Below are 11,189 nucleotides of genomic sequence, written 5' to 3'. Positions count from 1 at the left end.
AGCCTATGTTTCGCAATGGTTTCTTCTAACTATCTGAGTTGCACCATTAAAATTTTAAAAGTTTTTAAAAAGTTTCTTCAGCTTCATTCTTTACCTTTTTACTTTACCTTTTTGACTGCTTTTCCTCTCTTGATTCTCCTTATATAATAAGAGGTATAGCCACTAATCTGGCTACACCTCTCTCTCGTGTTTTAATCTGCTGCTAGTATAGAGCTTAATAATGCTATATGCTTTTCTTTACACTACCGCTGCCTCTGCATATTCCTGCAGGTATTTATACTTCTCGGTCAGTTCTCCTCCCCTGGCTATTGTTGCCCGCTCCAGCATGCCGCCCTCATCATCATTGAAGAACTGAGAGAACACATTATCTATAAGGTGGCGGCCAAAATCGCGGGAGGCATTGCGGGGTAGTTCGCATGGCAGGTTGTCAACAGCCATAACCGTGATGTTCTCTCTTCTGCTATAGGCTGGCTCAATTTCGCCCGTCTCCGGATTGTAGTCATAAGCAGGATCAGTTATAGTAGTAGACCGCTTGGTGGTAGGTATAGATCCATCCACGTCACAGGTGATGTCGGCAATGGTGTCGATCTTGAAGTCGGGTTGACGTGTGTCTTCTTCCGTGAAGAGTTTTGGTGCCCGAGGGTCCCAGTAGGCGCAGGCCATCAGCAGGTCGGTTACTTTAGTGAACTTGCGGAACGTGGATTGGTATAGCTCCGGGTGTGCGTAGAAATCAGGTGAGTCCCACACCTCCACGTCGGGGCGGTTGTTGTAATCACCGGAATGCAGCTGGGCATACACGGGTTCTTTGAACTGCTTATATAAGTAGTCGAATACGCTCACTTTTTTGATGCCCATCTTGTCGAGCACTTCCATCGCGCCGCCTGCCACCCGGCCACCGCCTGTTACGGCTATCTTGATCGGTGGCAGCTTCACTTTAAAGTATTCTTCCTGCATGTCCTCCATCTCGTGGCAGAGGTAGGCGGGCTTCAGGTCGAATAGTTTCCACTTTTTGCCATAGGTGAGGATGCCATTGTAAGCGCCTACTATACCGGCATACCTGCCGAAGGCCACTACCCGCTGCCCCTGTGCATTAGTCAGGAGCTCGTAGTCTATTAAAGTAATGTTCTTGTCGAGCACGCACCGCAGGAGCTTGGCATTGTGCGGCTGCTTTTTAATAGTGTGAGAAAAGAAGAAGTAAGTTTTGTTCGGGATCAGCTGGTCTACAGGCACCTCCTTTACGCCCATCAGCACGTCGCAATCACTCAGGTCCTGCTGCAGGTCTATACCTAGTTCCGCGTACTCTTCATCGGTAAAACAGCGTACGTCGCTCGGTTGCACCAACACCTCGGCGTCTGGGAACGCTTGCATGGCTTCCACGCATTTTTTAGGGGTAAGCGGTACGCGTTTGTCTACTGGTATTTTGCCTTCTTTAATGATCCCGATCTTAACTTTTTTCATAGGTGCTTCTTTCTGAATTGTTATGTAGAAAATTATGTTTCAAAATCTGAGTGTGTCGGCGCCTCGCCAAATCGCTTTTGCCTTATCTGTCTGTTTTACCTTATATTATATAGCAGGGGCGGCTACAGCGTTAAGCTACCACATTCAGAACTATTTAGCTTTCATGCTTCAATATAATAAACAATTACTATTACTTTTGCAGAAATAAAGAAAGAGGGCCTTTGGCTTGTCTTCCACTGGAAAAGAAAATCCCAAAATTCCCAATCAATACTTCATCATTATGATACTTAAAACAAAACCTGCTGACACTTTTAAGGAGCGCCACAACGGTCCGGACAAAGAGCAAATGCAGGACATGCTTAAAACCATCGGGGTAGACTCGCTGGATCAACTGATTGAGGAGACCGTACCGGCCGCCATTAGACTTAAGAAGCCGCTGAACCTGCCAAAGGCTCTTTCTGAAACTAACTTCCTGAAGCAATTCGGTGAGATCGCCAGAAAGAACAAGGTATACAAATCGTATATCGGTCTGGGTTACAACGACACCATCATGCCTCCTGTGATTCTTCGCAACATTATGGAGAACCCGGGTTGGTATACCGCTTATACCCCCTACCAGGCTGAGATCGCGCAGGGCCGTTTGGAGGCGCTGATCAACTACCAGACGATGGTAATGGACCTGACCGGTATGGAGATTGCCAATGCATCGCTGCTGGACGAAGGAACCGCCGCTGCCGAGGCAATGGGTATGTTCTATGCCCAGCGCAAAGGCACACGCAAGAATGCGAACCGCTTCTTCGTTTCGAACCAGGTGCTGCCACAGACGATTGATATTCTTTCTTCGCGTGCCATTCCTATCGGCATTGAGCTGGTAATCGGTGACCACCGTGAAGTGAATTTCTCTGACGAGACTTTGTTTGGTGCCCTGGTGCAGTATCCTGCTGCCGACGGTGCCATTTTCGATTATACAGACTTCATCAGCAAGGCGCACGAGCAGGAAATGCTGGTAGCGGTGGCTGCTGATATTCTTTCGCTGACGCTCCTGACACCTCCCGGTGAGATGGGTGCTGACGCCGTGGTAGGTACTACGCAGCGTTTCGGTGTGCCAATGGGCTTTGGTGGTCCGCACGCAGGTTACTTTGCTACAAAAGATGCTTTCAAGCGTGTAATCCCAGGCCGTATTATCGGTATCTCGGTGGATGCCGCTGGTGACAGAGCCTACCGCATGGCCTTGCAGACACGCGAGCAGCACATCCGTCGTGAGAAAGCGACTTCTAACATCTGTACCGCACAGGTACTGCTGGCGGTAATCGCGGGTATGTATGCCGTATACCATGGCCCACGTCGCCTGAAGTACATCGGTCTGAATACGCACTCTTTAGCACAGCAACTCGAGAAAGGTTTAAAAGCCCTTGGCTTCGAGCAGCTGAACGAGCAATATTTCGACACGCTGAAAATTGCGGTGGAAAGTGCTGACATGAAAAATGCCATCCGTACTGAAGCAGAGGCAGCGGGCATCAACTTCCGTTATTTCGAAGAAAACTCCATCGGTATTTCCCTGCACCAGAACACTGACCTGGATGACGTGAAAGCGATTCTGGCGGTGTTTGCGAAAGTAGCAGGCAAGTCCGCTGATGTGCTGGGCATAGACGAACTGCCGGAAGAGACAGAGATCACCTGGTCAGATAAACTGATCCGTATGAGCGAGTACCTCACGCACGAGGTGTTTAACAAGCACCACTCAGAGCACGAGATCCTGCGCTACATGAAGCACCTGGAGAACAAAGACATTTCTCTGGTTCACTCCATGATCTCTTTGGGCTCTTGCACCATGAAACTGAACGCTACGGCCGAAATGATTCCGGTAACCTGGCCAGAAATCGGTCAGCTGCACCCATTCGCTCCTGCCGACCAGACACAAGGGTATGCTGAGATCTTCAAGAACCTGGAAGCCTGGCTTTGTGAGATCACTCGTTTCGACGCGATGTCGCTGCAGCCTAACTCAGGTGCGCAGGGCGAGTACGCTGGTCTGATGGTGATCCGTGCTTATCATGAGTCACGTGGTGATCATCACCGCAACGTAGCGCTTATCCCTTCATCTGCACACGGTACTAACCCAGCCTCTGCTGTAATGGCCGGCATGAAAGTGGTGATTGTGAAGTGCGACGAAAGAGGCAACATTGACGTGGCTGACCTGCGTGCAAAAGCAGAGCAATATAAAAATGAGCTGTCTTGCCTGATGGTAACGTATCCGTCCACACACGGTGTGTACGAGGAGTCGATTATCGAGATCTGCCAGGTGATACATGATAACGGTGGCCGTGTATACATGGACGGTGCCAACATGAATGCCCAGGTAGGCCTGACTTCGCCAGCGCATATTGGTGCTGACGTGTGTCACCTGAACCTGCACAAGACGTTCTGCATCCCTCACGGTGGTGGTGGTCCTGGCATGGGTCCAATCGGTGTGGTAAAAGACCTGGCTCCGTTCCTGCCTGGTCACGCTGTGGTTGACTTAGGTCGTCCGGAAGCAATCAACGCTATTTCGGCTGCTCCCTGGGGTTCTGCTTCTATCCTGCCAATCTCTTATGCCTACATCGCGATGATGGGTGGCGAAGGTTTGACGGAAGCGACGAAGGTGGCAATCCTGAACGCCAACTACATCAAGGCGCGTCTGGAGAAACACTATCCGGTGCTTTATGTTGGCAAGAACGGCCGTTGCGCACACGAGATGATCCTTGACTGCCGCGAGTTCAAGAAGTTCGGCGTGGAGGTGGAAGATATCGCGAAGCGTCTGATGGACTACGGTTTCCATGCGCCAACCGTATCGTTCCCGGTAGCTGGCACGCTGATGGTGGAGCCAACCGAGTCAGAAGCACAGGAAGAACTGGACAGATTCTGCGACGTGATGATCTCGATCCGTGAGGAGATTCGTGAGATCGAAGCGGGCAAGGCTGACCAGAAAAACAACGTGCTGAAGAACGCACCGCATACCTTGAAGGTGGCGATGGTAGAGAACTGGGAGCGCCCTTACTCACGTGAGAAAGCGGTATTCCCTATGTCCTTCCTGCGCGACAACAAGATATGGCCAACTGTTAGCCGCATCGACAGCGCTTATGGCGACCGTAACCTGGTGTGCTCTTGCGCTCCGATCGAAGCCTACAACGAGAATGAAAATGAGATGGTAGCTATCGGCTAATACGTCTTAAATTTATACCTGAAAAGCCTGGCCCCAGTGGTCAGGCTTTTTTGTTTTAGCCGCGCTGGTCTCTACTGCTATACCTGTTTATACCTGGCTATACCTACTGCCTGCTTCGCACCGTATACCTGTTTTAGAAATGATTCTATACCTAAATCGACAGCGCTATGCGATACGCTATACCCAATCTGAAGCATTTGCTATACCTGATACCTGCTATCCTGCTCGGCCTGAGCGGCTGTATACCTTCTATAGTAGCAGACAGCACTTACGACCGTAGCGTGGATTTCCAGATATACCGCACTTTTGCATTGCTGGAACCGGAGATGGCCAATACCTCCGCAGATCCCAATCTGTACGAGCCGCTGTTGGACAGGCGGGTGCGCGATGCTATCGCAGCTGAGTTGGTTAAGAAAGGTATGCTGCTTGACGTCGAAAATCCAGACTTACTGGTCGCTTATGATGTGTCAGTGACACAGGACGCAGCTATTGCCTCACCTGATTTTGGATACGCCTATTGGTTCGGCTACCGCTTCAACTATAACACAGCTGATTTCCCTGACTTCAGACCCGTAGCCCAATACACGCCAGGCACTATGCTGATCGATCTGATATCGGCCAGCACCAATCAACTGGTATGGCGCGGTGTGGCAGAGGGAGACATCATCGTAACACAGACAGATGAAAGCAGGATCAGAAGATCCATCATCAGTATCCTATCGCAGTATCCACCTAACATGCCAGCATCCGACAGACCGATTTCACGGTAACTTATAGTCGATAAGACAAGCTGAAGCCGCCGTAGTAGTTACGCGGTGAAGCTGGTTGATAGTAGCGTCCGCCAAATGCGTTGAGGTCGTTGCCCAGACTATACTTCTGATCCGTCAGGTTTTCAGAGCCTGCGAAGATGTCCAGCGCAAACTGATTTCCCAATTCCCTTCTCAACCCAAGGCGGGCTCCTGCCACCAGGTAGGCATCGGCGTAAACCGTATTTTCATCCGTCAGAGGGATCTCGTCTACATAGTTTGCCGTCAGGTGCAGGTATAGCCCGAAGCGGGTAGCCAGGTCGAGGCCGGCTGTTAAGGTATGCGGAGCTATGCCGGTGAGTTGGTTGCCGCTCAGGTCGGTGTCGTCTTTCTGGTAATCACGGAAACGGAAGTGGCTGTAGGTATAGCTGCTCCAAACTTTGAGCAAACTCACGGGCTGCGTAGCATCTTCGAGCAAGGTATAGCCTAAGGCGGCTTCAAGACCACTTTGTGAAGTGGCCCCCACATTTCGGAAAACGGCGATACTTGACAAATCCTGCCGACTCGCAATTGTTTCACGCAGCCGGAAGTGAAAAGCTACCACATCAAAGCTCAGCTTTCTGGCCAAGACATAGCCGCGTATACCTGCTTCGTAGTTGATGCCTTTCTCCGCCTCCAGTTCCTGGTTGAGGGCGCCGTCGGAGGTCAGCAACTCTTCCTCAGAAGGTGGCGAAAAACCTGCACTCACGCTGCCGTGCACCGATACCTGCTCCGTCAGGCGCTTGAGCAAAGCAATCCGTGGCGAAAGCACCGCACTGAAATCACGGGTATACTGGTATGTACCACCACCCGGGGCCTGGTGCAGGCGGGTGATCTCATACCGGGTGTCGTTCAAACTGAGTGCGGCCGTTGCGATCCAGTTGCCGGGTAGCTCGAGCTCAGCCTGCGTAAACAGCAAGCCGGTTTTGGCCAGCACTTCGTCGTCGGTGCGCAGCGAGTCAGTACGGCCCCGGTTGTTGTCGTAGGTGCGGGCGGCCTCGAAACCGCGCTGGTATTCGCCTCCGAAGGTGACCGTAGTAGCTGCGGAACCAAGCTGGGTATTGTAGACAAAGCGGCTTCGGCCTCCATACTCCTGATTGGTGTTGCGCTCGTAATCGGTGTTGAAAGGATGGTCTCTATATCGGAACAGGCCATACAGGGCGGTCGTGTTTTTCCAGTTGTCGCTGAAGCGGTACTCCTGCGACAGACCGATGTTTATACCTTGCTGGTTCATCGAAGCATTCTGCACCACACTCCCGAACATCCCGCCCCGTGCCTGCCGTGGATCCTGCTCATACTGCTCCTGCGTCAGTCCCCCGGGCAGCTGGTAAAACAGGTCGGAGTAAATCAGGTTCGCCTGGATCGTGCTTTTGTCTGATGGTTTGAAGGTAGAGGTCAGCAGAAGCGTTTCGCGGTCCATACCGGATTGCTCCCGGTAACCGTCGAGTTGCTGGCGGGTATACTGCAGGTATAGGCTCTGCTTTTCGCTGCCCAGACTGGCACTGGCGGTATAGCGCTGCAAGCCAAACGAGCCAAAGGTAGTACCTGCCTGAAACGCCTTCTCACCGGGAGCTGCTCTACGGGGCTCCAACAAAACCGTCCCGCCTGTGCCTGCTCCGTAAATACTGCCTGCCGGGCCTTTCAATATTTCCATACTGTTAAAGTTTGCCGCATCGTACAGGTTCAGGTTGGTGATGCCATTCGATTCGGTAAGCGGCATCTCGCCCAGGTATAGCTTCACGTTACGAATACCATAGGGCGAGCGCAAACTGCTGCCCCTGATGGAAAGCCGGTAGCTGGCTGTGGCCCGCTCCTCCATTCGCACCCCCGGCACTGTATTTACGGCACGCACCAGCGAGCTTTCATCAAAACGCTGAATCACTTCCCGGTCTATCACACTCAAGGCGCCGGCTGTTTCCAGCAAAGGCCGGTTGCTCTCATAACCCGTCACGACCACCTCCGAAAGACTTGCAGTTAATGGCTGCAGGTATACCCGAAGTGCTATACCTGGCTGAATGCGCTGTAAGAAAACTGTATCAGCTTTGTACCCAATGTGCGAAATAAGCAGAAAAGTCGCTTGATCTGCAACCAACAAATCAAAGCGCCCGGAAGTAGTAGTTAGCGTCTGTTCGCCTGTATTGGCTGTAACCGTCACACCTTCAAGCGCCTGGCGGGTCTGGGCGTGAAGTACCTGGCCATTGACCTGTTGCTGGGCGTAACTCAGAAAAGGCAGAAGCATGAGGATAGTCAGAGAAAGGGATCGGAGCAGGAGTAATAATGGATTCATGTGTGCAAGTTAGCTGCTAACAAAACGGGTTATACCTTCCGAGGGTTAGATTTATGCAGGAATTGCTATGTTCTGCCCGATTGTAACAATCAGAGCTGGCATTCGGTTAAATCAAAATACAAACCATACCTGTGAACCAAACCTAACCATAACTATGAAGAAAACACTTACAATAGCTACCTCACTTGCTCTGGCACTCACCTTAACAAGCACCACGGCAATGGCTCAGGGAGGTGAGAAGCCCATTAGTGCCTCCGTAGAAGGTCACATCTTTAAACCTGCACGAGTTGAGGCAACGGATGCCCGCGTGAAGCAGCTCAAATTACCAGCCGGCTTCCAGATCACAAAATTTGCCGAAAACCTCAATAAGCCCCGCATGATTGCTGTGGGTAACGATGGCGTGGTCTACGTGACTGACCGCGACAAAGGCACCGTGACCATGCTCCGCGACACAAATAAAGACGGTAAGGCCGATGAGCAAAAAGTAGTGGCCACGAAAGAGCACATGCACGGCATTGCCATCCGCGACAATAAGGTATGGCTGGCTACTATCAAGGAACTCTATACTGCCAACATCAACAAAGACGGCTCACTGTCCGAACTGCAACTGCTCGTCGACGACCTGCCCGATGGCGGACAGCACCCCAACCGCACCTTACGCATTGGCCGCGACAACAAGCTGTACATCTCCATCGGCAGTACCTGCAACTCCTGCGATGAGCCCAACGAGGAGCACGCTACCATTTTGCAAGCTGATCTCGACGGCAAAAACCGTAAGGTATACGCCAAAGGCCTGCGAAACACACTCGGCTTTGACTGGCACCCGCAGACCGGCGAAATGTTCGGCATGGACCATGGCATAGACTGGCTGGGTGATGACGAGCAACGCGAAGAGCTGAACAAGATTGAGGAAGGTGCTGACTATGGCTGGCCCTACATCTATGGTGAAGGAAAAGAAAACCCCGGCGACCAACCCAAGGACATGAGCTATGAAGAGTATAAGAAGAAAACCAAATACCCCTTGCTAACCTATACTGCCCACGCCTCTGCTCTCGACATGATCTTTTACAAAGCACAGCAGTTTCCGCAGGAGTACCAGGGCGATGCTTTTATTGCGATGCACGGCTCCTGGAACCGCAGCGAACCTGTAGGATACAAGGTGGTGCGCCTCCGTTTCGAAAATGGCAAGCCAAGCAAATTTGAGGATTTCGTTACCGGATTTCTGGTAGATGATAACAAATCTCAGTTTGGCCGTGTGGTAGGTATAGCCACCCACACCGATGGCTCACTACTGGTGACTGATGACTCAAATGGGGTGGTATACCGCATCGCCTACACCGGTGGTAAACAGCAGCAAAATCAGCGCAACAAACGCTAAAGCTCATAGCTGGAAAATGAAAAAAGGCTCCGTAGAATCTGCGGAGCCTTTCCAAACTATGAAAGCTAATGAAAATTTAAATTCTGTTAAGGGAGTTCTTACTTGATTCGGAACTCAGTTCTTCTGTTTTGCTGGTGCATTTCCTCCGGACAAGACACCCCATCAGTACACTTGTTCACCAGCCTTGTCTTACCGTAACCTTTGGCAGTCAGTCTGTCTTTGGCTATACCTTTCTCGATCAGGTAATCCACGGCAGCCTGAGCTCTTCGTTCTGAAAGCACCTGGTTGTACTTCAGGCTTTCACGGCTATCGGTATGTGAGCTCAGCTCAATCTTGATCGTCGGGTTTGCCACCAGCACCTCGGCCAGTTTGTCCAGTTCTTTGGCAGCATCCGAACGGATATCCCACTTGTCCAGGTCGTAGTAGATGTTCTCCAGCACAATGGCTACGTTCTTCTCGTCTCTGTCGAACACCATGGCTACCTGCAGGGTGTCCGGAGCTGTTTTTGGCACTACTACCAGCGAGTGCTGATTCAGGTAACCTTGCTTCGAGCCCTGCATGACATAGGAGTTTCCTTTACGTCCATCCATAAAGTACTGCCCCTTCGTGTTTGTCAGAACTGTACTGCTATCATTCAGGTTCTGTTGCGCGATTACAAGTTGCACCTGCGGCAATGGGAGCTGCACGTTTTTCTTCTGCTCGTTCTGCTTGCGCTCCAGCGTAGTCACAGCTATAACAACAGGCTTTTGCAGTACTTTGAAGCTGAAGATATCATCGGTGCCGTTGCTGCTTTCGCGGTTAGACGACAGCAAACCGGTTTCTTCGTCTTCGTTGAACATGATACCATAGTCATGCTTCGACGAGTTGATCGGATGGCCCATGTTGTTCACGGCCGTCCAGGCAGCGTGTTTGCCCTCGGCTGCAAAAATATCAAGCCCGCCCATTCCCATATGTCCGTCAGACGAGAAGTACAGTTTTCCATTCTGATCCACATAAGGGAAACTCTCACGACCCGGTGTGTTGATCAGGATACCGGCATTTACAGGCTCTCCCCAGCTACCATCAGGCTGACGCAGGGTATAGTAGATGTCCGTCTCGCCCATACCTCCCGGCATGTCTGACACAAAGTACATGATCTTACCGTCAGGTGACAGGGCCGGATGGCCTACTGAGTATTCAGTTACATTGTTAAAGGCAAAAGGCTTGATTTCTGTCCAGGTGGTGCCGCGTCTCTGTGATGAGTAAATTTCCAGTCGGTTGATGTACTCCTGCACCTGCGACTTGTCTACCCAACTGGTTGGGTCAGCATTGCCAGACTTACGTTGCTGCACGAGTTGCGTACGGGTGAAATAAAGCGTCTGCCCGTCTTCCGTTGCCGATGCCGTGGCATTGTGGTATTGGTCGTTGATCATTTCGTGCAGCGCAGTGGGTTTGCCCCAGTTGCCGTTGCCATCGCGGCTGGCCATGAAGAGCTGCAGGTATGGGCGACCGGTCCAGCCATAGGTTCCGGCTGATTTTCCTTCCTGATCTACACCACGGTCTGATGTGAAAATGATCGCATCTTTGCCGTAGTTCATTGGGCTGAAGTCAGAGAAGCCTTGGGCATTCAGTCCGGTCAGGCGCTGCACCTCGGCCAGTGGCATTTTCTGGTTTACCCAGTTCATGGCTTTGTCGCAGGAGGCCATCAGGTGCTGGGCACGCTCCTCCACTTGCGGTACTTCCTCAGCCCACTGCATGTACTGTTGCTTGGCTTCCTCGTACTTGCCGTTGCTGCGCAGCGCTTCTGCATAATGGTAAATGTTTTGCGGGTCACGGCCTGGCATGGCCACCACCTGCGCATACCAATGCTCTGCCTCTACGGTCTGGCGTGTCAGGCGGTAAGAGTCGGCAATGCGCTCAGCCGTTTTCACATCCGGCTTACGCTTCTCCGACGCTTTTTTGTACTGCTCCAGCGCCAGCGCAAACTCAAACTTTTCGTAGTGCTTGTTTGCTTTGCGAAGCTCCTGCTGCGCTTCGGCCACAGGGGCTGCACCCAGCATCAGGGCAGCAGTAAGGTATAAGGGTATATGTCTGAAATTCATA

Annotated in this window: 6 protein-coding genes; 3 read left to right on the top strand and 3 right to left on the bottom strand. The window is 51.6% G+C overall.

From position 1 onward, the window contains the following. Positions 1–237 precede the first annotated feature (237 nt). The gene (locus tag AC5FXQ_RS09215; RefSeq protein ID WP_493602174.1) at positions 238–1,458 is read right to left on the bottom strand and encodes an NAD(P)-dependent oxidoreductase; all 1,221 of its coding nucleotides are present in this window, start codon (positions 1,456–1,458) and stop codon (positions 238–240) included. Positions 1,459–1,738: 280 nt separating this feature from the next. Here AC5FXQ_RS09215 and gcvP point away from each other — a divergent pair, with 280 nt between their 5' ends. Continuing rightward, positions 1,739–4,657 carry an aminomethyl-transferring glycine dehydrogenase gene (gcvP, locus tag AC5FXQ_RS09210; protein WP_493602173.1) on the top strand — a complete coding sequence of 973 codons (2,919 nt, stop codon included), beginning with the start codon at positions 1,739–1,741 and terminating at the stop codon, positions 4,655–4,657. A gap of 167 nt (positions 4,658–4,824) precedes the next feature. Then, on the top strand, positions 4,825–5,427 hold the full coding sequence (locus AC5FXQ_RS09205) for a DUF4136 domain-containing protein (protein WP_493602172.1): 603 nt from the start codon (positions 4,825–4,827) through the stop codon (positions 5,425–5,427). Between the two features lies 1 nt (position 5,428). Here the strand turns inward: AC5FXQ_RS09205 and AC5FXQ_RS09200 are convergent, their stop codons facing one another. Continuing rightward, on the bottom strand, positions 5,429–7,729 hold the full coding sequence (locus AC5FXQ_RS09200; RefSeq protein WP_493602171.1) for a TonB-dependent receptor domain-containing protein: 2,301 nt from the start codon (positions 7,727–7,729) through the stop codon (positions 5,429–5,431). 154 nt (positions 7,730–7,883) lie between these two features. Between AC5FXQ_RS09200 and AC5FXQ_RS09195 the strand changes: the two genes are divergently transcribed. Next, the gene (locus AC5FXQ_RS09195; RefSeq protein WP_493602170.1) at positions 7,884–9,107 is read left to right on the top strand and encodes a PQQ-dependent sugar dehydrogenase; all 1,224 of its coding nucleotides are present in this window, start codon (positions 7,884–7,886) and stop codon (positions 9,105–9,107) included. A gap of 98 nt (positions 9,108–9,205) precedes the next feature. Here the strand turns inward: AC5FXQ_RS09195 and AC5FXQ_RS09190 are convergent, their stop codons facing one another. Continuing rightward, positions 9,206–11,188 (bottom strand): OmpA family protein, encoded by a 1,983-nt coding sequence (locus tag AC5FXQ_RS09190; RefSeq protein WP_493602169.1) that lies wholly within the window; start codon positions 11,186–11,188, stop codon positions 9,206–9,208. Position 11,189: the final 1 nt, after the last annotated feature.

The sequence above is a fragment of the Pontibacter sp. LHS1 genome (assembly GCF_058932855.1).
The sequence above is the reverse complement of the archived record's forward strand: the minus strand, read 5'-3'. Positions and strand labels throughout refer to the sequence as shown.